This window comes from Streptococcus orisasini (genome assembly GCF_001431045.1).
Lineage (GTDB): Bacteria > Bacillota > Bacilli > Lactobacillales > Streptococcaceae > Streptococcus > Streptococcus orisasini.
Genome location: NZ_BCLE01000041.1, coordinates 31,346 through 54,364 on the forward strand (window position 1 = coordinate 31,346; position 23,019 = coordinate 54,364).

Here is a 23,019-nt window from a genome sequence, read left to right on the forward strand (position 1 = left end):
GGAGAACAAACATGAAAACAATCGGTCTTATCGGCGGCATGAGCTGGGAGAGTACGACCACTTATTATCAGCTCATCAACGAAACAATCAAAAAGGAGCTTGGCGGTCTGCATTCGGCTAAAATTCTACTTTACAGTGTTGATTTTGCGGAGATTGAGCACTATCAAGCCAGCGGCGACTGGGCTAAGAGTGCGGAAGTGCTGAGCCAAATTGCTCAGAAGCTGGAGCAGGCTGGTGCCGACTTCATTGTTATTTGCACCAATACCATGCACAAGGTCGCTCCGCAGATTCAGGAAAAAATTACCATTCCTATCCTGCACATTGCGCAGGCGACTGCTGAGGCTTTGCTTGAAAATGGCATTCAAAAAGTCGGTCTTTTGGGCACCAAGTACACCATGACCCAAGATTTTTATAAGGATAAACTGCTTGAAGCAGGGCTTGAGGTGCTGATTCCAGACCAAGCTGGCATTGCCGAAGTCAACCGGATCATCTATGATGAGCTGTGTCTGGGAATCATCAAAGACAGCTCCAAGCAAACCTACCTTGCTATCATTGATGATTTGAAAAAGGTTGGTGCCCAAGCCGTTATCCTAGGATGTACAGAGATTGGTCTTTTGGTTAAACAAGCAGATACAGATCTCCCCCTCTATGACACAACAGCTATACATGCGGAAAAAGCCGCACGATTAGCGGTGAATGAATAAATTAGAAAGAGACCTGTGACCATTTTGACAGCAGGTGCTGAAATGGTATGATAGGTATCAGGAGGTTAACACATGGAACTATTCATTTCAAAAGTCATCAGCAGCTTTTTAGAAATAGTATTATTTGCTATCATTCCATTTATTTATTGGTTTGCTATAGAAAGAAAACACTCTCCTTTTCTAGACTGGCTAGGCTTTAAAAAAGTCAGCAAACATGATTTTAAACAAGTCTTTGTGCCCCTACTGGTGATGACAGTATTATTTTTGCTCATTTCTCTCTTTATTTTATTCCGCTTAAAGGGAGTGTCAATGGCGACAACCGTTTTTCGAGGCGGTGGTTTTAAGATTCTGCCTGCTATTCTGATTTATGGAATATTTAATACCGCTTTGCCGGAAGAATTGTTTTTTAGAGGATTCTTATTGAAGCGTCTTATGCAAAAACTGGCCTTTCCTTTGGCTAATACCATCCAGTCCTTGTTTTTTGCTTTGATACATGGTTTCATGTTTTTAAAGGTGCTGGATATTGGTTCCACAATGATGGTTACAGTGTTTACGTTTGCTATTGCTTATGGAATGGGCTATATCAACGAAAACAAGGCTCAAGGTTCCATTATTCCAAGTTGGATTATTCATGCGGCAGCTAATATTTTTTCAGGCATATGTGCTGCGTTTATGGTAATTTAGTTGAAATATTGTTGAATAAAATGAGTTCGTTGTGGTGAATTAGGAATAAGATTGTAAATTGACAGGAGGCTATATGGTTCAATACAAAATTGAGGAAAGAGAAGAGCAAACATATTATGGCTATTCTTGGGAATGTAATTCAGAGACAGATTTTTCAGTAATTTGGAATGAATTTTATACTAAGGAAAAAAATTATCTTGAAAACCCGCTTGTAATAAAAACTCTTCCAAATGAAAATGAAGAATTTACGTATAGTATATGTATTCAAGGCTATGATTCAGATGATGACTTATCTGATTACGATATAATAACTATGCCAAAAGGGCGTTATGTAAGGTTGTTATTAACTGGACCGTTAGAGCAGTCAGTTATTGAAGGATGGAAGTTTGCGTTCTCTGCCTTTAATTTAGCATCAGAAAAAAATATTGAACTATATGGACGACAAGAAAAGACTAGTTCTGATTTTTCAATGAATATCTTAATCCCTATCTTAAATGAAAAAACAAAAATTGAAAAACTTAAATGGAAAGCTGCAAAACTTTGGGAAAAGCCAAGTGTTAAAGTAGCAATAGGATTGATTGTTGCAACGGCAGTGGCTGCAATAACAGAGATAGTTATAAATAAATCTCAAAGCAATTGTGAACTACCTGTCTTCAATAATGAGGAAAACGATGATATAGATCTTGAAGATACATTAATGGATGGTTTCGAGGGAGATGAAAGTGTTGTAGATGCAGTTAGGAGTGAACGCAAGTCTCCAGAAGATCATATAGTAAGTGGGCATTATCAAACCTATCATACTAAAAATGGTCCCACTCAAAAATATGTCGGACCATATCATAGAGGTGAGCGATTTAAGGAAGTCGTTGAATTCGATGACTTTGATGAACTTGATGATTATGAAGATGAAACGTTGGATGTGTATGATGCTGCGGATATTTGGGCCTCTAGTGGGAAAGATGAAGATTATACGTTTGGATACTCAGAAGAAGAGCTAGAAGATGCGCTTAATAACTTTTAGATATACCCCTATACGATTACGATGTTTCACGCCGTGGGGAGAGCCGTAAGCGACGGAATTGTTGAGACTTTAGGTTCAACAATTAGCCATGAAACCGAAGGTTTGCCGGTGTCCGCCCCACTTAAGTGAAACATCAGTTATCAAATAAAATATAGAAAAAGAAGGAACGTTGTCCTTGAATTAAGCACGAACGAAAAATGCGGAGAAAAACAGAAAATTAAGCGAACGAAGTGAGCTATAAGCGATACTTTTCGCTGTAGTGAAAAGAGTGACGAAGTCACTCGGGGAAAATCAAAAGACCCTAGGCTTTTGATTTAGCTATGAAATCCCGTAGGAAGTTGCTAGCGACCCCACTACCTAAGAAAAGTATCATAAAAAAAGAAAACCTGCCTATTAGGGCAAAAAATAAATTAGAAATCTGGCTGAAAGCCAAAGGAGTTTAAAACAAATGCTAACACGTTATTCACGCCCTGAGATGGCAAACATTTGGACAGAAGAAAACAAGTACCGTGCTTGGTTGGAGGTGGAAATCCTCGCTGATGAGGCCTGGGCTGAGCTGGGTGAGATTCCCAAGGCAGATGTGGCCAAGATTCGTGAGAAGGCGGATTTTGATGTTGACCGCATTTTGGAGATTGAGCAGCAAACCCGCCACGATGTGGTGGCCTTTACCCGCGCGGTTTCTGAGACGTTGGGTGAGGAGCGCAAGTGGGTGCACTTTGGCTTGACCTCGACAGATGTGGTAGACACGGCTTACGGCTACCTTTACAAGCAGGCTAATGCCATTATCCGCAAGGATTTAGACAATTTCCTGACTATCATTGCTGATAAGGCTAAGGAGCACAAGTTCACCATCATGATGGGGCGTACCCACGGTGTCCATGCGGAGCCTACGACTTTCGGTCTCAAACTTGCGACTTGGTACAGTGAAATGAAGCGTAATATCGAGCGTTTTGAACATGCTGCCGCTGGTGTGGAAGCTGGGAAAATCTCTGGTGCTGTCGGGAACTTTGCCAATATTCCGCCCTTTGTGGAAAAATATGTCTGTGATAAATTAGGTATTCGTCCGCAAGAAATTTCAACCCAAGTTTTACCGCGTGACCTGCACGCTGAATACTTTGCGGTGCTTGCCAGCATTGCCACATCAATCGAACGCATGGCGACAGAAATCCGCGGTCTGCAAAAGTCTGAACAGCGTGAGGTGGAAGAATTCTTTGCCAAAGGTCAAAAGGGCAGCTCAGCTATGCCCCATAAGCGCAATCCAATTGGCTCTGAAAACATGACGGGCCTTGCGCGTGTTATCCGCGGGCACATGGTGACAGCTTATGAAAATGTGTCCCTCTGGCACGAACGTGATATTTCTCACTCATCGGCTGAGCGTATTATCGCGCCTGATACGACCATTCTCATTGACTACATGCTCAACCGCTTTGGCAATATCGTCAAGAACCTGACGGTCTTCCCAGAAAACATGAAGCGCAACATGGGCTCTACCTTTGGTCTTATCTTCAGTCAGCGCGCTATGCTGACCTTGATCGAAAAAGGTATGACCCGCGAAGAGGCTTATGACCTTGTCCAGCCTAAGACCGCGCAGTCTTGGGACAATCAAGTAGACTTCAAACCGCTGCTGGAAGCAGATCCAGAAGTCACTTCCCGCCTGACCCAAGAAGAAATCGACGAAATCTTCAATCCTGCCTATTATACTAAGCGTGTGGATGAAATTTTTGAAAGAATCGGATTAAAGGATTAATAACCGTAAGAGAGTAGAACTACTTGTATGATTGCTCAGCAACCATGCGAGTAGTTCTGCTCTTGTTTTTAATTCTACAGGCTGCAGCAAGCATTGCCGTGGTTTGAGAGATGTTGGCAAATAAGCACTGAGTACGAACTTCTAATCATTTCATAATATAAATGAAACATCAGAAAAATTTACTATATTATAAACTTATGATAAAATGTTAAAAAATTGAGAAAGAGATTTTATGTTAGAAGATTTTGGGGAAAGAGTAAAACATCTGCGGTTAGAAAAGGGACTAACCAAGGAAGTTTTCTGTCAGGATGAATCCGAGCTGTCCATGCGGCAGCTGACAAGGATTGAGTCAGGGCAGTCAGTGCCTACTCTCAGAAAGGCTGTTTATATTGCTGAGCGTCTGGGAGTGACACTTGATTATTTGACTGATGGGAAGGGTATCGATCTGCCCAACCGTTATAAGAAATTAAAGTATCTGCTGTTGAGAACACCGACCTATGGCGATCAGGAAAAGCTGGCTGAAAGGGAGGCTTATTTTGATGAGATCTTTAATCATTTTTATGATATTTTGCCCGAGGAAGAGCAGCTGGTTGTTGATGCCCTTCAATCTAAACTGGATGTTCATTTCAGTGAGAATATCGATTTTGGAGTTGGCATTTTAAATGATTATTTTGACCAGATTCTGATGCGGAAACGTTATCAGCTTAACGATTTAATCATTATTGATCTCTACTTCTCCTGCTTAACGATCAGTGATCTCAGCCCAGATATTTTTGATTTAGATAAGTATGATAAACTGATGCATCTCCTTTTAAAGCAAAGCGCTCATCTTCCTTTAGAAGATTTGTTTGTGCTGAATAATGTCCTGTTAAACAACTTTGGTATTCTCCTTCTTTTAGAAAAATATGATGTCATTAAAAAATTAATCACGGTTGCCAATAATATCATGATGAAAACCTCTGATTTCCAAAAGAAACCGATTGTCAGTATGCTTGAGTGGAAGTATTGTCTGTTAGCAGAGAAAAATGACATTGAAGCTAGAAAAAGCTATGATTCTGCTATCTTGTTTGCTAAATTGACTGAAAATTCAATCTTAAAAGAAAAATTAGAAAAAGAGTGGCAGAAAGATTTCCAAAATAGGACATAGATGTCCTGTTCTTTTCTTCTCCAATCCTTTATAATGAGTAGCATCAAAAAAGAAAGGAGAAGCAATATGGCTGCAGTTTTTTCAACGATTTTACGAGCTCTTGACTGGTGGGGACTCTAATGTGGAAACACATCTGAAACTTTCAGATAAGGCTCTTTGATCAGCCTAAGGCCACAGCTTTCAAAGCAGAGTGAAGCAGCAGAAAGCATTTAGTTGGCCTTATGGTCAAAAGGAGAAAGATTTTTGCCCTCTCAGCAAAAGTCTTTCTTTTTTTTGGGAAATTTTAAATTTTTGAACAGGACCTATTTTTGTCTTTTTCTTTTGCCTGCAAGATGATACAATTAAACTATGACTAGAATTTTAGATAATGCGCCTATGGGTGATGAAGAATTTGCCGAACGGTCTTTGCGCCCTCAGTATTTGCAGGAATACATTGGTCAAAATAAAGTAAAAGATCAGCTGAAGATTTTTATTGAGGCAGCTAAACAGCGTGATGAAGCGCTAGATCATGTGTTGCTTTTTGGACCTCCAGGGCTTGGAAAGACAACTATGGCTTTTGTCATCGCTAACGAGCTGGGAGTCAATCTCAAGCAGACCAGCGGTCCGGCTGTTGAAAAGGCTGGCGATTTGGTGGCTGTTCTCAACGAGCTAGAACCAGGTGATGTTCTTTTTATTGACGAAATTCATCGCATGCCAATGGCAGTAGAGGAAGTTCTCTACAGTGCTATGGAAGATTTTTATATTGATATTATGATTGGTGCTGGTGAGACTTCTCGCAGTGTGCATTTGGATTTACCGCCTTTCACGCTAATTGGAGCGACAACGCGGGCAGGTATGCTCTCAAATCCTTTGCGGGCTCGCTTTGGAATTACAGGGCATATGGAATATTACACGGAATCGGATTTAACAGAGATTGTGGAGCGAACAGCGGACATATTTGAGATGGAAATCACCCACCAAGCTTCTCTGGAATTGGCCAGACGTTCACGCGGGACTCCGCGTATTGCCAACCGTCTTTTAAAACGTGTACGTGATTATGCTCAGATTATGGGAGATGGCCTGATTGATGAGAAGATTACCGATAAGGCTCTGACTATGCTTGATGTGGATCATGAAGGTCTTGATTATATCGACCAAAAGATTCTTAGAACAATGATTGAGATGTATCACGGCGGTCCTGTTGGTTTAGGGACGCTGTCGGTCAATATTGCTGAAGAACGAGAAACAGTTGAGGACATGTACGAACCTTACCTTATCCAAAGAGGCTTTATTATACGGACCCGCAGCGGCCGTGTTGCAACTGCCAAAGCCTATGAGCATTTGGGTTATGATTATACTAAAGAACACTGACGGTTTAAAGATAAAAAGGAAATACAGATGAAGAAAGTTTGTTTTGTCTGCTTGGGAAATATCTGCCGCAGTCCTATGGCTGAATTTGTCATGAAGGCTGCAGCTGCTGATACTGTTGAAATTGCCAGTCGGGCTACTTCTGGCTGGGAACACGGCAATCCAATTCACCGTGGAACGCAGAAGATTTTCAAAAAATACGATATTGCTTATGATCCTTCGAAAAAGTCTCAGCAAATCAACCAAGCCGATTTTCGTTACTTTGATTTGATTATTGGCATGGATCGTGAAAATGTTCGTGATTTAAAGAGATTGTCACAGGGGCAATTTGATGATAAAATTTTTCTTTTATAGATGGTGGAGTGCCAGATCCTTATTATACAGGTGATTTTGAAGAAACTTACGGCTTGATTAAAAAAGGGTGTCAGGCTTGGTTGGAAAAAATGAATTAGCTGCACCTTGTTATATTTTCAAATTGTAGTAAAATGGCATTATTAGGTAGAATTGAATGAATAAGATGAAAAAAATACAGATAACAAGAGAAAAATTAGAGTTATTAGCAGTTATTGTCATTCTTGTATGCGGTCTGTCAGTTTTTAGCATTAAATTTGGAAGTCAGTCAACGTTGACTTATGAAAACGGCAAAATTCGTTATACAGGCTATGTGCTAAATCATCGCATGAACGGTCATGGCAAATTGACTTATCCTAACGGAGATGTATATGAAGGCAACTTCGTTAATGGTGTTTTCAGCGGTCGTGGCAGCTTTAAATCTAGCATGGGCTGGTCCTATGTTGGAGAGTTCAAAAAGGGACAGGCTGATGGACAAGGCAAGCTGATTGCTAAAGATAAGAAAATTTATAAAGGAAAGTTTAAACAAGGAATTTATCAAAAATGAGAATAAAATGGTTTTCTTTTGTTAGAGTTGCCGGGCTGCTTCTGGTTTTGCTCTACCACTTCTTTCAGCAGGTCTTTCGTGGCGGCTTTATCGGAGTGGACGTTTTCTTCACCTTTTCGGGTTATCTCATTACGGCTTTACTAATTGATGAATATGCTCGACATAAAGCTATAGATCTTTTAGGGTTTTTGCGGCGGCGTTTTTATCGCATCGTACCACCTTTGGTCGTCATGCTGCTTCTCGTTTTGCCCTTTACTTTTTTGATTAGAAAAGATTTCGTGGCGGACATTGGCCGGCAGATGGCTGCTGTTTTAGGGTTCACAACTAATCTCTATGAAATTTTTACTGGCAGCAGTTATGAAACTCAGTTTATTCCGCACCTCTTCGTCCATACTTGGAGTTTAGCCATTGAAGTGCATTTCTATGTTTTTTGGGGCATCTTGGTGTGGTTCTTGTCAACCAAAGTTAAAAATCAGCAGCAGCTCCGCGGATCGGTTTTTCTGGTTTCGGTGGGACTGTTCTTGCTGAGCTTTGCCATTATGTTTGCACGGGCTTTCTTTGTGACCAACTTTTCGGTAATTTATTTCTCAACGCTGTCGCATATCTTCCCCTTTTTCCTGGGAGCTATCTTTGCGACCATTTCAGGAATTAATGAAACAACCAAACGGTTTAAGAAAAATGTGCGTCTCTGGCAGACAAAGCGTGTTGTCATCTACATTGCTGGCAGTGCGGCCTTGCTCTTTTTGTTAGGCTTTATACTTGATTTTAATAATATCATTACTTATCTGTTTGGCTTTGGTCTGGCTAGCTTATTTACAGCTGTCATGATCTACTCAAGCCGTGTTTTACATGAACAAACCCCTGATTTGCAGGAACCTGCTGTTGTAACCTATCTGGCAGATATCAGCTATGGTATGTACCTTTTTCACTGGCCGTTTTATATCATTTTTGGTCAGCTGATGAACAACTGGTTGGCTGTTCTTTTCACCCTCTTTTTCTCAGTTATCTTTTCAACGCTTTCTTACTATGTTGTTGAGCCGTATATTGCTGGTAAGTCTTCTTCTCTCTTAGGCTTGGAAATTCATTTGGATTCTTATAAAAAATGGCTGTATGGTCTCGCTGCTTTATTGACAGCTGTAGCTCTGGGTGTTGCTGTTACCGCGCCAAATGTTGGTGCTTTTGAGACTAACCTTTTGGTCGACTCTCTCAATCAGGCTGACAATAATATGAATCGGACTCATACGCTTGCTGCTGGTGATGCAACTGCAATCAGCGACATTACGGTTATCGGTGATTCTGTTACCTTGCGCTCCAGCTCGGCTTTTTCAGAACTTTTGCCTGAGGCTCAAGTTGACGCAGCAGTCAGTCGAAATTTTGAAAGTGCTTATGAAATCTTCCAGAACCATATTACTAATAACAGTTTATCCAAAACAGTTGTTCTTGCTGTTGGTGTTAATTCCATTGAAGGATATGAAAATAATCTTCAGCAATTCATTGATGCTCTTCCAAATGGACACCGCTTGGTGATTGTTACGCCTTATAATACTAAAGATGAACGTATTCCTAATGTTCGCGACTATGAGTTAAGTTTGGCTAAGAAATATAAATATGTCACCACTGCAGATTGGTATGCGGCTGCGGTAGCGCATTCTGAAATCTGGACAGAATCTGATGGTGTTCACTATAACGACAGCAGTGATGAAGGTGCCAAGCTTTATGTCGAAACTATTAAAAAAGCAATCCAAGCATCTGCTAAAAAGCCTGCTAAGGGTGAAAAATAAGCAGTTTTCAAGAGAAGCAAAAGCCTTAATTTGCAGGCAACTTGTTTTTGCTTATATAAATGACAGCATATCTGCCATAAAATTGGCATGGTATGCTTTTTGATTTTTATGGAGCAAAAGAAAGAAAAAAGCTGACATAGTTTGGAGGAATCAGGCGCTAAAACTGACTTTTAATGTTAGGAATGATAACATTTATAAAATCTCTAAAAAACTTTTAAAATAGGCTTGCAAAAACAAATTCTTGCGTTATAATATAGGTGACATTAAATGTTAGAACAAGGAGGGTGCGTTACAAATGTCTGCTTGGCTTTACAATGCTTTGGCGGTGGTCTGGATTTCTATTGCTGGAGTAGATGCTCGCTGGGGCAACTAGTTTTTTTATGAAGAGAGACTGCAGATTTACAGGCTGCTTGCTTAATCTTCATTAAAGTATGAAAAAACATTGCAAGGCCTTCATTGGGAATTTATCTTAGTGAGGGCTCTTATTTTTGCTTTAATCAGACTTGTAGGTTGAATTGTGCGACTGTCCAAGCAAGATTTAGGAGCTTTATTATCATTCATATCAATAAGAGACCGGGCAATGTTTGGTCTTTTGAACTTTTGTAACTAAATGATCCAGGAAGTATTTCCTTGCTCTTGCAACCTTAAAATGTCAAAAGTAAGGAAGTTAAATTAATTTTTGAGCGCTTTAGCAGATTGCTGCAGCTAAAATGTGTTTTTCTTCTTGATAAGGACTTTGATTTTGGGTTTATCTGAATAAAGGCGCGCTCTTTTAGTATAATTATGGTATAATGCTTAAAAAGCTATCTATAAAAGAAGAGGATGAATCATGACCCTAGTTTATCAATCGACTCGCGATGCAAATAATACTGTAACTGCCAGTCAAGCTATTCTGCAAGGCTTAGCTGCAGACGGTGGTTTGTTTACACCTGTTTCTTACCCTCGGGTTGATCTGGATTTTGAGCAGCTTAAGACAGCAACTTATCAGGAAGTTGCTAAATTAGTGCTGTCTGCTTTTTTGGATGATTTTACCGAAGAAGAGCTGGGCTATTGTATTGCTAATGCTTATGATGATAAATTTGATACACCAGCGATTGCACCGCTTGTTAAACTTGATGGTCAGTACAATCTTGAACTGTTTCACGGTTCAACAATTGCTTTTAAGGATATGGCCCTGTCTATCCTTCCATATTTGTTGACAACGTCTGCGAAAAAGCAGGGAGTTGACAATAAAATTGTTATTTTAACAGCGACATCCGGTGATACCGGCAAGGCTGCCATGGCTGGTTTTGCTGATGTGCCCGGAACAGAGATTATTGTCTTTTATCCTCATGGTGGAGTCAGCAAAATTCAAGAACTGCAGATGACCACGCAAAAGGGCAGCAATACTCATGTGGTTGCGATTGAAGGAAACTTTGATGACGCTCAGACTAATGTCAAAAAAATGTTCAACGATGCTGAACTGCGGGATAAATTGCTGCAAAAAGGAACCCAGTTCTCTTCTGCTAATTCAATGAATGTCGGCCGCTTGATTCCTCAGGTTGTTTACTATGTTTATGCCTATGCACAATTGGTTAAATCCGGAGATATTCAAAACGGCGATAAAGTTAACTTTACAGTACCAACCGGAAACTTTGGCAACATCTTAGCTGCTTATTATGCTTATCAAATTGGTGTGCCGGTTGGGAAATTGATCTGTGCTTCAAATGAAAATAATGTGCTGACAGACTTCTTTAAAACAGGAACCTACGATAAAAAACGTGATTTTTATGTTACCACCAGTCCGTCTATGGATATTTTAGTCTCATCAAACTTAGAGCGGCTCATTTTCCATTTGTTGGGCAATGATTCGGCTAAAACAAAAGAGCTCATGGAAGCTCTGGTAGAAAAAGGTGAGTACACCTTGGAAAATGCAGACAAAGACATTTTAGACTTGTTTGCAGCAGGTTTTGCCAGTGAGACAGAGACTGCCGCAGAAATCAAGTGTGTTTATGATGATAATAAATACATTGAAGATCCGCATACAGCGGTTGCTTCTGCTGTCTATCGTGCTTATAAGGCTGCTACAGGAGATCAAAGGCCTACAGTCATTGCTTCGACAGCCAGTCCTTATAAGTTCCCGCGGGTTACAGTTCAAGCGGTAACTGGTAAGGATTCAGGAGATGACTTTGCTGCTGTTCGTGACCTAAACGAGCTATCGGGTGTTGCTGTGCCAGCAGCAGTTGCAGGTCTTGATACTGCTCCTGTTCGTCATCGAAAGGTCGTTGCGGCTGCTGATATGCAAAAAGCAGTTGAGTCTTACTTGGGAATTTAAAGAGAAGATAGAACGGAGTTTGGGAAAAATCCAAACTCTTTCAATCTATACAGATCAAATGTTTGCAGTAATTGGGGGGTCTTTGTCTGGATACCTCTTCGTTTTCAGGTGGTCGCCTTAGGGAGTGGAAAGGGCAGCAATACATGCTTCGTCCTCACCTCCAAAATAAGGTAATCTAGGAAGATACGTATAAGAAAAAAGCCATCTCATTGATATATGACTGGGTTTATTCTTTTTTTTAGCAGTTTAATAGTGTAGAAAGCTGTTTTAAATTAAAAATGTAAATGGGAGGCTAGCTTTATCCGTTTAGCGGCCTTTTCGTGTGTTATATGAACCAAAGAAAGAAAATTATTGAGCTTGCTTTGCCGGCTATGGCAGAAAATTTGCTTCAGATGCTAATGGGAGTTATAGATAATTATCTGGTCGCGCAGCTGGGCTTAGCTGCTGTTTCTGGTGTTTCAGTTGCCAACAACATCATTACTATTTATCAAGCTATTTTTATTGCCCTCGGGGCTGCAGTGTCCAGTCTGACTGCCAAGAGTTTAGGTGAAAAAAATGATGCTAAAACAAGATCTTATCAAGCTCAATCTATTTTTATAACGCTAGTGCTCAGTTTGATTCTAGGGGCAATATCTCTTGTTTTTGGGCAGCAGATGCTGCATTTTTTGGGAACAGCTGCTGATGTAACACAGACAGGTGGTCTTTATTTAGCTCTTGTTGGCGGCTTGATTGTCACTTTGGGCTTGCAGACAACTCTGGGTGCTATTTTGAGGGCCCTGGGGAAGGCTAGGCTGCCAATGTATGTCAGTTTATTGACCAATATTTTAAATGCTCTTTTGTCAGCATCAGCTGTTTTTCTATTTCACTGGGGAATTGCTGGTGTTGCTCTTGCTACGGTCTTTTCACGTTTTATTGGAGGGGCTGTGCTGGTTGGTCAGCTGCCACTTAAAGCAACTTTAGCTGAGATGCGATTTAAACTAGATAAAGGTTTAGTTAAACTTGCTCTACCAGCAGCTGGAGAGAGGCTGATGATGCGGGCAGGAGATGTTGTCATTGTAGCTATCATTGTCAAGTTTGGCACAGAAGTAGTAGCTGGCAATGCTATCGGGGAGACTTTGACGCAATTTAATTATATGCCTGGGATGGGTGTTGCGACAGCAACTGTCATTCTAGTGGCTCATAATTTAGGCCAAAGAAAAATGAGCGCTGTCAAAGAAGTTGTTAGAGAATCCTATATTATTTCCACTATATTAATGTTGGCAGTAGGAGGAATTGTCTTTTTTGGTGGCAGACAGTTAAGCTATTTCTTTACAGGCAATGAGGCGGCTCTTCAGGCTAGTTTAGTTGTCTTGTTTTATTCCTTCATAGGAGGCCCTGCAACATCGGGAACTCTGGTTTTTACGGCGGCTTGGCAGGGTTTAGGCAAAGCTAAATTGCCTTTTTATGCGACAACGATTGGTATGTGGCTGATTCGGATTGTCTCTGGCTATTGTTTGGGTGCTGGTTTAAATCTTGGTTTGGCAGGTGTTTGGCTGGCAACCTTGGCTGATAATGTCTTTAGATGGATTTTCCTTTATTATTTGTATAGAAGATACATGCAGGAATTTCCCAAGAAAACGATGACGATGGATAGCTGATTGCACTTTAGAACTTTGAAAGCCTTCTCATGAAGAAAATGAAAAAAAGTCCTCAAAACCCTTGCAATGCTAGGGTTTATTTGTTATACTAATCTGGTGCTGTAAAAAACAGCTTTTAGCTTTGATGCAAGAGGTTGCGACACGCTCGGTTGCATTGCCACGTGACCGCTGTCGGTTTTCTTGTGGAGCTAGCCTATTATTTTAAATAGACGAGAGGAGAAAAGATGGCAAACAAAAAAATCCGTATCCGCTTGAAAGCGTACGAACATCGTACACTTGACACAGCGGCAGAAAAAATCGTTGAAACTGCAACTCGTACAGGTGCAAGTGTAGCCGGTCCAGTACCGCTTCCAACTGAACGCAGCCTTTACACAGTTATTCGTGCGACTCACAAATACAAAGATTCTCGCGAACAATTTGAAATGCGCACTCACAAACGTCTTATCGACATTGTGAACCCAACGCAAAAGACTGTTGATGCCCTTATGAAATTGGATCTTCCAAGCGGTGTTAACGTAGAAATCAAACTTTAAGTTGATTTCGGAGCACAAAAAACGCTCCTAAAAAACTTTTTTGAGCATGAAAAACGCTCATTAAAAACTTTTTGAAAACAAAATTAAGAAAAGGAAATATTTTCTCATGACAAAAGGAATCTTAGGGAAAAAAGTGGGAATGACTCAAATCTTCACTGAAAATGGTGAATTTATCCCTGTTACTGTCATCGAAGCAACTCCAAACGTTGTGCTTCAAGTGAAAACAGTTGAAACTGATGGTTATGAAGCTGTTCAAGTTGGTTTTGATGACAAACGCGAAGTATTGAGCAACAAACCTGCCAAAGGTCACGTAGCAAAAGCTAACACGGCTCCTAAGCGCTTCATTCGTGAATTTAAAAACATTGAAGGCTTGGAAGTTGGTGCTGAATTAACTGTTGAGCAATTCGAAGCTGGAGATGTTGTTGATGTCACTGGCACAACTAAAGGTAAAGGTTTCCAAGGTGCTATTAAGCGTCACGGTCAATCACGTGGTCCTATGGCACACGGTTCTCGTTACCACCGTCGTCCAGGTTCAATGGGTCCTGTTGCACCTAACCGTGTATTTAAAGGTAAAAACCTTGCAGGTCGTATGGGTGGCAACCGTGTAACAGTTCAAAACCTTGAAATTGTTCAAGTTGTTCCAGAAAAAAATGTTATCCTCATCAAGGGTAATGTGCCAGGTGCTAAGAAATCTCTTATCACTATCAAATCAGCAGTTAAAGCTGCTAAATAATAAAGAAAGGGGAAATCAGTTAACATGGCAAACGTAAAATTATTTGACCAAACTGGTAAAGAAGCTGGTCAAGTGACACTTAATGATGCTGTTTTTGGAATTGAACCCAATGAATCAGTAGTATTTGATGTGGTTGTCAGTCAGCGTGCTAACCTTCGTCAAGGGACTCATGCGGTTAAAAACCGTTCAGCAGTATCAGGCGGCGGTCGTAAACCATGGCGTCAAAAAGGAACTGGACGTGCGCGTCAAGGTTCTATTCGCTCACCACAATGGCGTGGTGGTGGTGTTGTCTTCGGACCAACTCCACGTTCATATGGTTACAAACTTCCGCAAAAAGTTCGTCGCCTTGCATTGAAATCTGTTTATTCAGCAAAAGTTGCTGAAGATAAATTTGTAGCTGTAGATGCTCTTTCTTTTGAAACTCCAAAAACTAAAGAATTTGCACAGGCACTCGCTGCGCTCAGCATTGATTCAAAAGTACTTGTTATTCTTGAAGAAGGCAACAAATTTGCTGAACTGTCAGCTCGCAACCTTCCTAATGTAAAAGTTGCTACAGCAGCAACTGCAAGTGTTCTTGATATCGTAAACGCAGACAAACTTCTTGTTACCAAAGAAGCAATCTCTACTATCGAGGAGGTTCTTGCATAATGAATTTGTACGACGTAATCAAAAAACCTGTTGTTACTGAAAAATCAATGGTTGCTCTTGAAGAAGGGAAATACACATTTGAAGTTGACACTCGTGCACATAAACTTTTGATCAAACAAGCTGTGGAAGCAGCATTTGACGGTGTAAAAGTTGCTAGTGTCCGTACAGTAAATGTAAAACCAAAACAAAAACGTGTTGGCCGCTACACAGGCTTCACAAATAAAACGAAAAAAGCTATCATCACTCTTACAGCTGATTCGAAAGCAATCGAGTTGTTTGCAGCTGCTGAAGCAGAGTAATCTAAGGAGGAAATAACGTGGGTATTAAAGTTTATAAACCAACGACAAATGGCCGTCGTAATATGACTTCTTTGGATTTTGCTGAAATCACTACAAGCACTCCTGAGAAATCATTGCTTGCTCCACTGAAAAGTAAGGCTGGCCGCAACAATAACGGTCGTATCACAGTTCGCCATCAAGGCGGTGGCCATAAGCGTCATTACCGTTTGATTGACTTCAAGCGTAACAAAGATGGTGTTGAAGCAGTTGTTAAAACAATTGAATACGATCCAAACCGCTCAGCTAATATTGCTCTTGTGCACTATGTTGACGGGACTAAAGCATATATCATCGCTCCAAAAGGTCTTGAAGTTGGTCAACGTATCGTTTCAGGTCCAGAAGCTGATATCAAAGTTGGGAATGCACTTCCGCTTGCTAACATCCCTGTTGGTACAATCATTCATAATATTGAATTGAAACCAGGTAAGGGTGCAGAACTTGTTCGTGCCGCTGGTGCTTCTGCTCAAGTGCTTGGTCAAGAAGGTAAATACGTTCTTGTTCGTCTTCAATCAGGTGAAGTTCGTATGATTCTTGGCACTTGCCGTGCAACTGTTGGTACAGTTGGTAACGAACAACATGGACTTGTAAACCTTGGTAAAGCAGGACGCAGCCGTTGGAAAGGTATTCGCCCAACAGTTCGTGGTTCTGTAATGAACCCTAATGATCACCCACACGGTGGTGGTGAAGGTAAAGCGCCAGTTGGACGTAAAGCGCCATCTACTCCTTGGGGTAAACCTGCGCTTGGTCTTAAAACTCGTAATAAGAAAGCTAGATCTAACAAACTTATCGTTCGTCGCCGCAACGAAAAATAAGCGGCTGAGTAGAGGTTTTGTTAAAACTTCGTAGCAAGGCTTCGCACAGTTGATGAGGAAAATAGCAAACTTTCTAAAAGTAAGGCTATCTGACTATTAGCTGCTGCGTCAGTCAAGCACGACAATCATCCGCCAGCTCGGTAGCCCGCTATGCGGGCAAGCCGTTGTGGTACATTTATTTAAAGGAGAAAATTACACAATGGGACGCAGTCTTAAAAAAGGACCTTTCGTCGATGAGCATTTGATGAAAAAAATTGAAGCTCAAGCTAATGACGAAAAGAAAAAAGTCATCAAAACTTGGTCACGTCGTTCAACGATTTTCCCAAGTTTCATCGGATATACAATCGCAGTTTATGACGGACGTAAACATGTTCCTGTTTACATTCAAGAGGACATGGTAGGTCACAAACTTGGTGAATTTGCACCAACTCGTACTTACAAAGGTCACGCAGCTGACGATAAGAAAACACGTCGTTAATAGGAGGAGGACACAATGGCAGAAATTACTTCAGCTAAAGCAATTGCTCGTACAGTGCGTGTTTCACCTCGTAAAACACGTCTTGTTCTTGATCTTATCCGTGGTAAGAACGTTGCTGATGCAATCGCAATTTTGAAATTCACTCCAAACAAAGCAGCTCGCATTGTTGAAAAAACACTTAATTCAGCAATTGCTAACGCAGAAAACAACTTTGGTTTGGAAAAAGCTAACTTGGTCGTATCTGAAACATTTGCTAACGAAGGACCGACAATGAAACGTTTCCGTCCGCGTGCTAAAGGTTCAGCATCACCAATCAACAAACGCACAACTCACGTTACAGTAGTTGTAGCAGAAAAATAAGGAGGTAAAATCGTGGGTCAAAAAGTACATCCAATTGGTATGCGTGTCGGAATCATCCGTGACTGGGATGCGAAATGGTATGCTGAAAAAGAATACGCGGATTACCTTCATGAAGATCTTGCAATCCGCAAATTTATTAACAAAGAATTGGCTGACGCTTCTGTTTCAACTATCGAAATCGAACGTGCAGTAAATAAAGTAAATGTTTCCCTTCATACTGCAAAACCAGGTATGGTTATCGGTAAAGGCGGAGCAAATGTTGACGCCCTTCGTGTGCAGCTTAATAAGCTGACTGGAAAACAAGTTCACATCAATATCGTTGAAATTAAATCACCAGATCTTGATGCCCATCTTGTTGGTGAAAACATTGCTCGTCAGCTTGAGCAGCGTGTTGCTTTCCGCCGTGCACAAAAACAAGCTATTCAACGCACAATGCGTGCAGGCGCTAAAGGAATCAAAACTCAAGTTTCAGGCCGTTTGAACGGTGCGGATATCGCCCGCAGTGAAGGATACTCAGAAGGAACTGTTCCGCTTCACACACTTCGTGCGGATATTGATTACGCTTGGGAAGAAGCTGACACAACTTATGGTAAGCTCGGTGTCAAAGTTTGGATTTACCGTGGTGAAATTCTTCCAGCTCGTAAAAACACTAAAGGAGGCAAATAACAAATGTTAGTACCTAAACGTGTTAAACACCGTCGTGAATTCCGCGGGAAAATGCGCGGTGAAGCAAAAGGCGGGAAAGAAGTAGCATTTGGAGAATACGGTCTTCAGGCTACAACTAGCCACTGGATTACCAACCGCCAAATCGAAGCTGCTCGTATCGCGATGACGCGTTACATGAAACGTGGTGGTAAAGTTTGGATTAAAATCTTCCCACACAAATCATACACTGCTAAAGCTATCGGTGTACGTATGGGATCAGGTAAAGGTGCTCCTGAAGGCTGGGTAGCACCGGTTAAGCGCGGCAAGGTTATGTTTGAAATTGCCGGTGTGTCAGAAGAAGTTGCTCGTGAAGCTCTTCGTCTTGCCAGCCACAAGCTGCCAGTTAAAACTAAATTCGTGAAACGTGAAGCAGAATAAGGAGAAAACATGAAACTTCAAGAAATTAAAGATTTTGTTAAAGAGCTTCGTGGTCTTTCTCAAGAAGAGCTTGCTAAGAAAGAAAACGAACTGAAGAAAGAACTTTTCGACCTTCGTTTCCAAGCTGCAGCAGGTCAACTTGATCAAACTGCCCGTTTGAACGAAGTGAAAAAACAAATTGCACGTGTCAAAACAGTGCAATCTGAAATGAAATAATAGATTGGGAAAGGAGTCTTCTAATAATGGAACGTAATCAACGTAAAACCCTTGTTGGACGTGTAGTATCTGATAAAATGGATAAAACAATCACTGTTGTAGTTGAAACTAAACGTAACCACCCAGTCTATGGTAAACGTATTAACTACTCTAAAAAATACAAAGCACATGATGAAAACAATGTTGCTAAAACAGGTGATATCGTTCGTATCATGGAAACTCGTCCGCTTTCAGCGACAAAACATTTCCGTCTTGTTGAAGTGGTCGAAGAGGCTGTTATTATTTAATCAAACCTGAAAGGAGAAAACTTAAATGATTCAATCAGAAAGTCGTTTAAAAGTCGCTGACAACAGTGGTGCTCGCGAAATCTTGACCATTAAAGTTCTTGGTGGTTCAGGACGTAAATTCGCAAACATCGGTGATGTTATCGTTGCTTCAGTAAAACAAGCTACTCCTGGTGGTGCGGTTAAAAAAGGTGACGTTGTTAAAGCCGTTATCGTTCGTACTAAATCAGGTGCTCGTCGTGCTGATGGTTCATACATCAAATTCGATGAAAATGCAGCTGTTCTGATCCGTGATGACAAAACACCTCGCGGAACTCGTATCTTTGGTCCAGTAGCTCGCGAATTGCGTGAAGGTAACTTCATGAAGATCGTGTCATTGGCACCAGAAGTACTTTAATTTAAAAAACAAACTTAGTCCCCTAGGTTTTTCCTAGGGTGCCCCTGGGGCGTAAGAAATATACAGAGGAGAATACTCAAATGTTTGTAAAAAAAGGCGACAAAGTTCGCGTTATTGCTGGTAAGGACAAGGGCGTTGAAGCTGTAGTTCTTAAAGCTCTTCCAAAAGTAAACAAGGTTGTTGTTGAAGGTGTAGCCATCATCAAGAAACATCAAAAACCAAACAGCGAAAACCCTCAAGGTGCTATCGTGGAAAAAGAAGCACCAATCCATGTATCAAACGTTCAAGTTCTTGATAAAAATGGTGTTGCAGGACGTGTCGGCTATAAATTTGTTGACGGTAAAAAGGTTCGCTATAATAAAAAATCAGGCGAAGTGCTTGATTAATCACGAAGGAAAGGAGAAGTATAATGGCAAATCGCTTAAAAGAAAAATATCTTAACGAAGTAGTTCCTGCATTGACAGAAAAATTCAACTACTCATCTGTAATGGCTGTGCCTAAGGTTGACAAAATCGTCCTTAATATGGGTGTTGGCGACGCTGTATCAAATGCAAAAAATCTGGAAAAAGCTGCTGCTGAATTGGCACTTATCTCAGGTCAAAAACCGCTTATCACTAAAGCTAAGAAATCTATCGCCGGCTTCCGCCTTCGTGAAGGGGTTGCTATCGGTGCGAAAGTTACTCTTCGCGGCGAACGTATGTATGAATTCTTAGATAAATTAGTTACTGTATCACTTCCGCGTGTGCGTGACTTCCACGGTGTTCCAACAAAATCATTTGATGGACGCGGCAACTACACACTTGGTGTTAAAGAACAATTGATCTTCCCAGAAATCAACTTTGATAATGTTGATAAAGTGCGCGGTCTTGATATTGTTATCGTTACAACAGCTAATACTGACGAAGAATCACGTGAATTGCTTACAGGCCTTGGAATGCCTTTTGCAAAATAATAAGGAGGTTTAAATTTGGCTAAAAAATCTATGATTGCTAAGAGCAAACGCCCAGCAAAATTCTCTACGCAAGCTTACACTCGCTGTGAAAAATGCGGCCGTCCGCATTCAGTCTACCGCAAATTTAAACTTTGCCGTGTGTGCTTCCGCGAATTAGCATACAAAGGACAAATCCCTGGCGTTACTAAAGCGTCTTGGTAATAATAGCTTGCAATGCTCTGGTCACTCGTCGTTGATTGCTCTTGCCGTACTCAAGTACTGTCTGCGAGCAATCGCCTAGATTGACGGCGGCCTTGCAACCTATTATTAAATTAAACTAGCTCATCAGGGCATCATTAACTAGCAAGTGCAGCTTGCAAACTACTAGTAAGAGGAGAAATATATAAATGGTTATGACTGACCCAATTGCAGACTTTCTGACACGTATTCGCAATGCTAACCAAGCGAATCATAGTGTTCTTGAAGCTCCTGCATCAAACATTAAAAAAGGAATTGCAGAAATTCTTAAACGTGAAGGTTTTGTAAAAAATGTTGAAGTCATCGAAGACGACAAACAAGGCATCATCCGTGTATTCTTGAAATACGGACCAAATGGTGAAAAAGTTATTACTGGCCTGAAACGTATTTCAAAACCAGGCCTTCGCATCTATACTAAAAGCGAAGATGTTCCTAAAGTTCTTAATGGACTTGGAATTGCTATCATTTCAACTTCAGAAGGTCTTTTGACTGATAGAGAAGCTCGTCAAAAGAATGTTGGCGGCGAAGTGATTGCATACGTATGGTAAAATAATGATACAAAGCCCGTCAAGAACAAAGCAAATTTAGGAACTCTTTGAAGTTTGCTTGCAAACAAAAAGAGTTGTCTAATTTGCACGGTTCTTAGGGCGTGTTCAAATCAGCTTTTATGCTTTGAACGGTATTTTATTTATCATCACCCCGTGAAAACTCGTCACTCAAAGAGTGGCCTGATAATCTAACAGGAGAAATTAAAAATATGTCACGTATTGGTAATAAAGTAATTACGTTGCCTGCTGGTGTTGAACTCAGCAATAAAGATAATGTTGTTACTGTAAAAGGACCTAAAGGGGAACTTACTCGTGAGTTTCCAAAAGCTATTGAAATCAAAGTTGAAGGTACTGAAGTATCTCTTCATCGTCCAAATGACTCTAAAGAAATGAAGACAATTCATGGAACAGCTCGTGCTAACTTGAATAACATGGTTGTCGGTGTTTCTGAAGGCTTCAAAAAAGAACTTGAAATGCAGGGTGTCGGTTATCGTGCTCAGCTTCAAGGGAAAAAACTTGTGCTTTCAGTCGGTAAATCTCACCAAGACGAAGTAGAAGCTCCAGAAGGTATCACTTTTGAGGTACCATCTGCTACAGCTATCGTTGTAAACGGAATTAATAAAGAAGTTGTTGGTCAGACAGCTGCTTATATCCGCGGTCTTCGTGCTCCTGAACCATATAAAGGTAAAGGTATTCGTTATGTTGGTGAATATGTACGCCGCAAAGAAGGTAAGACAGGTAAATAGAAGTTTAATAGTATTTGTAAGATATTTACAGCTGCTATAAAAGTCTTTGTCAGTTTGATAAATAAAATTTAAGAGGTAAAAATTGTGATTTCGAAACCAGATAAAAATAAAATCCGTCAAAAACGCCATCGTCGCGTTCGCGGTAAACTCTCTGGAACTGCTGATCGCCCACGTTTGAACGTTTTCCGTTCTAATACAGGCATCTACGCTCAAGTAATTGATGACGTAGCGGGTGTAACGCTCGCAAGTGCTTCAACTCTTGACAAAGAAGTTTCAAAAGGGACTAAAACAGAACAAGCCGTTGTTGTTGGTAAACTCGTTGCTGAACGCGCAGTAGCTAAAGGTATTTCTGAAGTGGTGTTTGACCGCGGTGGATATCTCTATCACGGACGTGTTAAAGCTTTGGCTGATGCAGCTCGTGAAAACGGATTGAAATTCTAATAGGGAGGACACTTAATAATGGCATTTAAAGATAATGCAGTAGAACTTGAAGAACGCGTTGTTGCAATCAACCGTGTTACAAAAGTTGTTAAGGGCGGACGCCGACTTCGCTTTGCTGCTCTTGTAGTTGTTGGGGATCGTAACGGTCGCGTTGGCTTTGGTACCGGTAAAGCTCAAGAAGTACCGGAAGCTATTCGCAAAGCAGTAGATACTGCTAAGAAAAATATGATTGAAGTACCAATGGTTGGAACAACAATTCCGCACGAAGTACGTTCAGAATTTGGCGGTGCTCGTGTCTTGTTGAAACCAGCTGTAGAAGGTGCCGGAGTTGCTGCAGGTGGCGCTGTTCGTGCCGTTGTGGAATTGGCTGGTGTAGCAGATATTACATCTAAATCACTGGGCTCAAACACTCCAATTAATATTGTTCGTGCAACAGTTGAAGGTTTGAAACAGCTTAAACGTGCTGAAGAAGTTGCAGCCCTTCGCGGTGTTTCAATTTCTGATTTAGCATAGGAAAGGAGAAGTCATGGCACAAATTAAAATTACTTTGACGAAGTCTCCAATTGGCCGTATTCCTGCACAGCGTAAAACAGTTGCTGCCCTTGGACTTGGTAAATTGAACAGCTCAGTTGTCAAAGAAGATAACTCATCTATTCGCGGCATGGTCAATAAAATTTCACACTTAGTGACTGTAGAAGAAGTTAAATAGAAACAGCCCCTTAAGTTATGAGAAGAGACTTTTTTCATGGCTTTAGAGTTTTCTATAAAAGCTAATTTGAGCAGTTGGTTTTAACCTTGTTGAAACTCTGCCAAATTAACAGCTCATTCATCAAGTCGCAGCGATTTTTCGCTGCGGCTTGACTGCAATAAAAAATCGTATAGGCGAGTTTTTATAGGGAACACCTTTTCCCCTATAAAGGCGTTAGCATTTTA

At 40.9% G+C, this 23,019-nt stretch carries 30 protein-coding genes and 1 pseudogene; all 31 read left to right on the forward strand.

Annotated elements, in window-relative coordinates; all coding sequences use genetic code 11:
- The first annotated feature begins 11 nt into the window (after positions 1-11).
- A complete protein-coding gene (locus tag SCSH_RS08880; protein WP_057491558.1) occupies positions 12-704 on the forward strand; it encodes an aspartate/glutamate racemase family protein in 693 nt (230 codons plus the stop codon).
- A gap of 72 nt (positions 705-776) precedes the next feature.
- A complete protein-coding gene (locus tag SCSH_RS08885; protein WP_057491560.1) occupies positions 777-1,388 on the forward strand; it encodes a CPBP family intramembrane glutamic endopeptidase in 612 nt (203 codons plus the stop codon).
- 73 nt (positions 1,389-1,461) lie between these two features.
- Entirely contained in the window at positions 1,462-2,409 is a 948-nt protein-coding gene (locus tag SCSH_RS10960; protein WP_082581969.1) for a GyrI-like domain-containing protein, read from the forward strand.
- A 448-nt stretch (positions 2,410-2,857) separates the two neighbouring features.
- Positions 2,858-4,156, forward strand: a complete 1,299-nt coding sequence (gene purB / locus SCSH_RS08895) for an adenylosuccinate lyase (protein WP_057491562.1) — start codon at positions 2,858-2,860, stop codon at positions 4,154-4,156.
- Between the two features lie 232 nt (positions 4,157-4,388).
- Positions 4,389-5,303 carry a helix-turn-helix domain-containing protein gene (locus tag SCSH_RS08900; RefSeq protein WP_057491564.1) on the forward strand — a complete coding sequence of 305 codons (915 nt, stop codon included), beginning with the start codon at positions 4,389-4,391 and terminating at the stop codon, positions 5,301-5,303.
- A gap of 348 nt (positions 5,304-5,651) precedes the next feature.
- Positions 5,652-6,653, forward strand: a complete 1,002-nt coding sequence (ruvB, locus tag SCSH_RS08905) for a Holliday junction branch migration DNA helicase RuvB (protein WP_057491566.1) — start codon at positions 5,652-5,654, stop codon at positions 6,651-6,653.
- A gap of 27 nt (positions 6,654-6,680) precedes the next feature.
- Positions 6,681-7,102, forward strand: a pseudogene (locus SCSH_RS08910) (low molecular weight protein-tyrosine-phosphatase).
- Between the two features lie 65 nt (positions 7,103-7,167).
- Positions 7,168-7,548, forward strand: a complete 381-nt coding sequence (locus SCSH_RS08915) for an MORN repeat-containing protein (protein WP_057491596.1) — start codon at positions 7,168-7,170, stop codon at positions 7,546-7,548.
- Positions 7,545-9,329, forward strand: a complete 1,785-nt coding sequence (locus SCSH_RS08920; RefSeq protein ID WP_057491568.1) for an acyltransferase family protein — start codon at positions 7,545-7,547, stop codon at positions 9,327-9,329. Before SCSH_RS08915 ends, SCSH_RS08920 begins: the two co-directional genes overlap by 4 nt.
- Before the next feature lie 829 nt (positions 9,330-10,158).
- Complete coding sequence (gene thrC / locus SCSH_RS08925; protein ID WP_057491571.1) at positions 10,159-11,643, forward strand: threonine synthase; 1,485 nt, start codon at positions 10,159-10,161, stop codon at positions 11,641-11,643.
- Positions 11,644-11,972: 329 nt separating this feature from the next.
- Positions 11,973-13,280, forward strand: a complete 1,308-nt coding sequence (locus SCSH_RS08930) for an MATE family efflux transporter (RefSeq protein ID WP_057491597.1) — start codon at positions 11,973-11,975, stop codon at positions 13,278-13,280.
- A 224-nt stretch (positions 13,281-13,504) separates the two neighbouring features.
- Complete coding sequence (gene rpsJ / locus SCSH_RS08935) at positions 13,505-13,813, forward strand: 30S ribosomal protein S10 (protein WP_002262341.1); 309 nt, start codon at positions 13,505-13,507, stop codon at positions 13,811-13,813.
- Between the two features lie 106 nt (positions 13,814-13,919).
- A complete protein-coding gene (gene rplC, locus SCSH_RS08940) occupies positions 13,920-14,546 on the forward strand; it encodes a 50S ribosomal protein L3 (RefSeq protein WP_057491572.1) in 627 nt (208 codons plus the stop codon).
- A 24-nt stretch (positions 14,547-14,570) separates the two neighbouring features.
- Positions 14,571-15,194 (forward strand): 50S ribosomal protein L4, encoded by a 624-nt coding sequence (rplD, locus tag SCSH_RS08945; protein ID WP_057491573.1) that lies wholly within the window; start codon positions 14,571-14,573, stop codon positions 15,192-15,194.
- On the forward strand, positions 15,194-15,493 hold the full coding sequence (locus tag SCSH_RS08950) for a 50S ribosomal protein L23 (RefSeq protein WP_057491574.1): 300 nt from the start codon (positions 15,194-15,196) through the stop codon (positions 15,491-15,493). Before rplD ends, SCSH_RS08950 begins: the two co-directional genes overlap by 1 nt.
- 17 nt (positions 15,494-15,510) lie before the next feature.
- Positions 15,511-16,344: a 50S ribosomal protein L2 gene (rplB, locus tag SCSH_RS08955; protein ID WP_057491575.1), complete on the forward strand. Its 834-nt coding sequence runs from the start codon at positions 15,511-15,513 to the stop codon at positions 16,342-16,344.
- A gap of 199 nt (positions 16,345-16,543) precedes the next feature.
- Positions 16,544-16,822: a 30S ribosomal protein S19 gene (rpsS, locus tag SCSH_RS08960; protein ID WP_003086904.1), complete on the forward strand. Its 279-nt coding sequence runs from the start codon at positions 16,544-16,546 to the stop codon at positions 16,820-16,822.
- Positions 16,823-16,837: 15 nt separating this feature from the next.
- Entirely contained in the window at positions 16,838-17,182 is a 345-nt protein-coding gene (gene rplV / locus SCSH_RS08965; protein WP_057491576.1) for a 50S ribosomal protein L22, read from the forward strand.
- Positions 17,183-17,194: 12 nt separating this feature from the next.
- Complete coding sequence (gene rpsC, locus SCSH_RS08970) at positions 17,195-17,848, forward strand: 30S ribosomal protein S3 (RefSeq protein ID WP_057491577.1); 654 nt, start codon at positions 17,195-17,197, stop codon at positions 17,846-17,848.
- A gap of 3 nt (positions 17,849-17,851) precedes the next feature.
- Positions 17,852-18,265 (forward strand): 50S ribosomal protein L16, encoded by a 414-nt coding sequence (gene rplP / locus SCSH_RS08975; protein ID WP_003062852.1) that lies wholly within the window; start codon positions 17,852-17,854, stop codon positions 18,263-18,265.
- A gap of 9 nt (positions 18,266-18,274) precedes the next feature.
- On the forward strand, positions 18,275-18,481 hold the full coding sequence (rpmC, locus tag SCSH_RS08980) for a 50S ribosomal protein L29 (protein WP_057491578.1): 207 nt from the start codon (positions 18,275-18,277) through the stop codon (positions 18,479-18,481).
- 26 nt (positions 18,482-18,507) lie between these two features.
- A complete protein-coding gene (gene rpsQ, locus SCSH_RS08985; protein WP_057491579.1) occupies positions 18,508-18,768 on the forward strand; it encodes a 30S ribosomal protein S17 in 261 nt (86 codons plus the stop codon).
- 25 nt (positions 18,769-18,793) lie between these two features.
- Complete coding sequence (gene rplN, locus SCSH_RS08990; protein WP_003086899.1) at positions 18,794-19,162, forward strand: 50S ribosomal protein L14; 369 nt, start codon at positions 18,794-18,796, stop codon at positions 19,160-19,162.
- 80 nt (positions 19,163-19,242) lie between these two features.
- Positions 19,243-19,548, forward strand: a complete 306-nt coding sequence (rplX, locus tag SCSH_RS08995) for a 50S ribosomal protein L24 (RefSeq protein ID WP_057491580.1) — start codon at positions 19,243-19,245, stop codon at positions 19,546-19,548.
- A gap of 23 nt (positions 19,549-19,571) precedes the next feature.
- Positions 19,572-20,114: a 50S ribosomal protein L5 gene (rplE, locus tag SCSH_RS09000; RefSeq protein ID WP_057491581.1), complete on the forward strand. Its 543-nt coding sequence runs from the start codon at positions 19,572-19,574 to the stop codon at positions 20,112-20,114.
- A 15-nt stretch (positions 20,115-20,129) separates the two neighbouring features.
- A complete protein-coding gene (locus SCSH_RS09005; RefSeq protein WP_003086896.1) occupies positions 20,130-20,315 on the forward strand; it encodes a type Z 30S ribosomal protein S14 in 186 nt (61 codons plus the stop codon).
- Between the two features lie 185 nt (positions 20,316-20,500).
- A complete protein-coding gene (rpsH, locus tag SCSH_RS09010) occupies positions 20,501-20,899 on the forward strand; it encodes a 30S ribosomal protein S8 (protein WP_057491582.1) in 399 nt (132 codons plus the stop codon).
- A 209-nt stretch (positions 20,900-21,108) separates the two neighbouring features.
- A complete protein-coding gene (gene rplF / locus SCSH_RS09015; protein WP_057491583.1) occupies positions 21,109-21,645 on the forward strand; it encodes a 50S ribosomal protein L6 in 537 nt (178 codons plus the stop codon).
- Between the two features lie 84 nt (positions 21,646-21,729).
- A complete protein-coding gene (gene rplR / locus SCSH_RS09020; RefSeq protein WP_003010871.1) occupies positions 21,730-22,086 on the forward strand; it encodes a 50S ribosomal protein L18 in 357 nt (118 codons plus the stop codon).
- 18 nt (positions 22,087-22,104) lie between these two features.
- A complete protein-coding gene (gene rpsE, locus SCSH_RS09025; protein ID WP_057491584.1) occupies positions 22,105-22,599 on the forward strand; it encodes a 30S ribosomal protein S5 in 495 nt (164 codons plus the stop codon).
- A gap of 13 nt (positions 22,600-22,612) precedes the next feature.
- Entirely contained in the window at positions 22,613-22,795 is a 183-nt protein-coding gene (gene rpmD, locus SCSH_RS09030) for a 50S ribosomal protein L30 (protein WP_057491585.1), read from the forward strand.
- Positions 22,796-23,019: the final 224 nt, after the last annotated feature.

Bases quoted from the DNA above. Each gene is read 5' to 3' on its own strand.
- rplP (WP_003062852.1), top strand. From the start codon at position 17,852: ATGTTAGTACCTAAACGTGTTAAACACCGTCGTGAATTCCGCGGGAAA.
- SCSH_RS08900 (WP_057491564.1), top strand. From the start codon at position 4,389: ATGTTAGAAGATTTTGGGGAAAGAGTAAAACATCTGCGGTTAGAAAAG.
- SCSH_RS08950 (WP_057491574.1), top strand. From the start codon at position 15,194: ATGAATTTGTACGACGTAATCAAAAAACCTGTTGTTACTGAAAAATCA.
- SCSH_RS08880 (WP_057491558.1), top strand. From the start codon at position 12: ATGAAAACAATCGGTCTTATCGGCGGCATGAGCTGGGAGAGTACGACC.
- rpsE (WP_057491584.1), top strand. From the start codon at position 22,105: ATGGCATTTAAAGATAATGCAGTAGAACTTGAAGAACGCGTTGTTGCA.
- purB (WP_057491562.1), top strand. From the start codon at position 2,858: ATGCTAACACGTTATTCACGCCCTGAGATGGCAAACATTTGGACAGAA.
- SCSH_RS08920 (WP_057491568.1), top strand. From the start codon at position 7,545: ATGAGAATAAAATGGTTTTCTTTTGTTAGAGTTGCCGGGCTGCTTCTG.
- thrC (WP_057491571.1), top strand. From the start codon at position 10,159: ATGACCCTAGTTTATCAATCGACTCGCGATGCAAATAATACTGTAACT.
- rpmC (WP_057491578.1), top strand. From the start codon at position 18,275: ATGAAACTTCAAGAAATTAAAGATTTTGTTAAAGAGCTTCGTGGTCTT.
- rplV (WP_057491576.1), top strand. From the start codon at position 16,838: ATGGCAGAAATTACTTCAGCTAAAGCAATTGCTCGTACAGTGCGTGTT.
- rplC (WP_057491572.1), top strand. From the start codon at position 13,920: ATGACAAAAGGAATCTTAGGGAAAAAAGTGGGAATGACTCAAATCTTC.
- SCSH_RS08915 (WP_057491596.1), top strand. From the start codon at position 7,168: ATGAAAAAAATACAGATAACAAGAGAAAAATTAGAGTTATTAGCAGTT.
- rpmD (WP_057491585.1), top strand. From the start codon at position 22,613: ATGGCACAAATTAAAATTACTTTGACGAAGTCTCCAATTGGCCGTATT.
- rpsQ (WP_057491579.1), top strand. From the start codon at position 18,508: ATGGAACGTAATCAACGTAAAACCCTTGTTGGACGTGTAGTATCTGAT.
- rpsJ (WP_002262341.1), top strand. From the start codon at position 13,505: ATGGCAAACAAAAAAATCCGTATCCGCTTGAAAGCGTACGAACATCGT.
- rplN (WP_003086899.1), top strand. From the start codon at position 18,794: ATGATTCAATCAGAAAGTCGTTTAAAAGTCGCTGACAACAGTGGTGCT.
- SCSH_RS10960 (WP_082581969.1), top strand. From the start codon at position 1,462: ATGGTTCAATACAAAATTGAGGAAAGAGAAGAGCAAACATATTATGGC.
- rpsS (WP_003086904.1), top strand. From the start codon at position 16,544: ATGGGACGCAGTCTTAAAAAAGGACCTTTCGTCGATGAGCATTTGATG.
- rplF (WP_057491583.1), top strand. From the start codon at position 21,109: ATGTCACGTATTGGTAATAAAGTAATTACGTTGCCTGCTGGTGTTGAA.
- rpsH (WP_057491582.1), top strand. From the start codon at position 20,501: ATGGTTATGACTGACCCAATTGCAGACTTTCTGACACGTATTCGCAAT.
- SCSH_RS08930 (WP_057491597.1), top strand. From the start codon at position 11,973: ATGAACCAAAGAAAGAAAATTATTGAGCTTGCTTTGCCGGCTATGGCA.
- rplX (WP_057491580.1), top strand. From the start codon at position 19,243: ATGTTTGTAAAAAAAGGCGACAAAGTTCGCGTTATTGCTGGTAAGGAC.
- SCSH_RS08885 (WP_057491560.1), top strand. From the start codon at position 777: ATGGAACTATTCATTTCAAAAGTCATCAGCAGCTTTTTAGAAATAGTA.
- rplE (WP_057491581.1), top strand. From the start codon at position 19,572: ATGGCAAATCGCTTAAAAGAAAAATATCTTAACGAAGTAGTTCCTGCA.
- ruvB (WP_057491566.1), top strand. From the start codon at position 5,652: ATGACTAGAATTTTAGATAATGCGCCTATGGGTGATGAAGAATTTGCC.
- rplD (WP_057491573.1), top strand. From the start codon at position 14,571: ATGGCAAACGTAAAATTATTTGACCAAACTGGTAAAGAAGCTGGTCAA.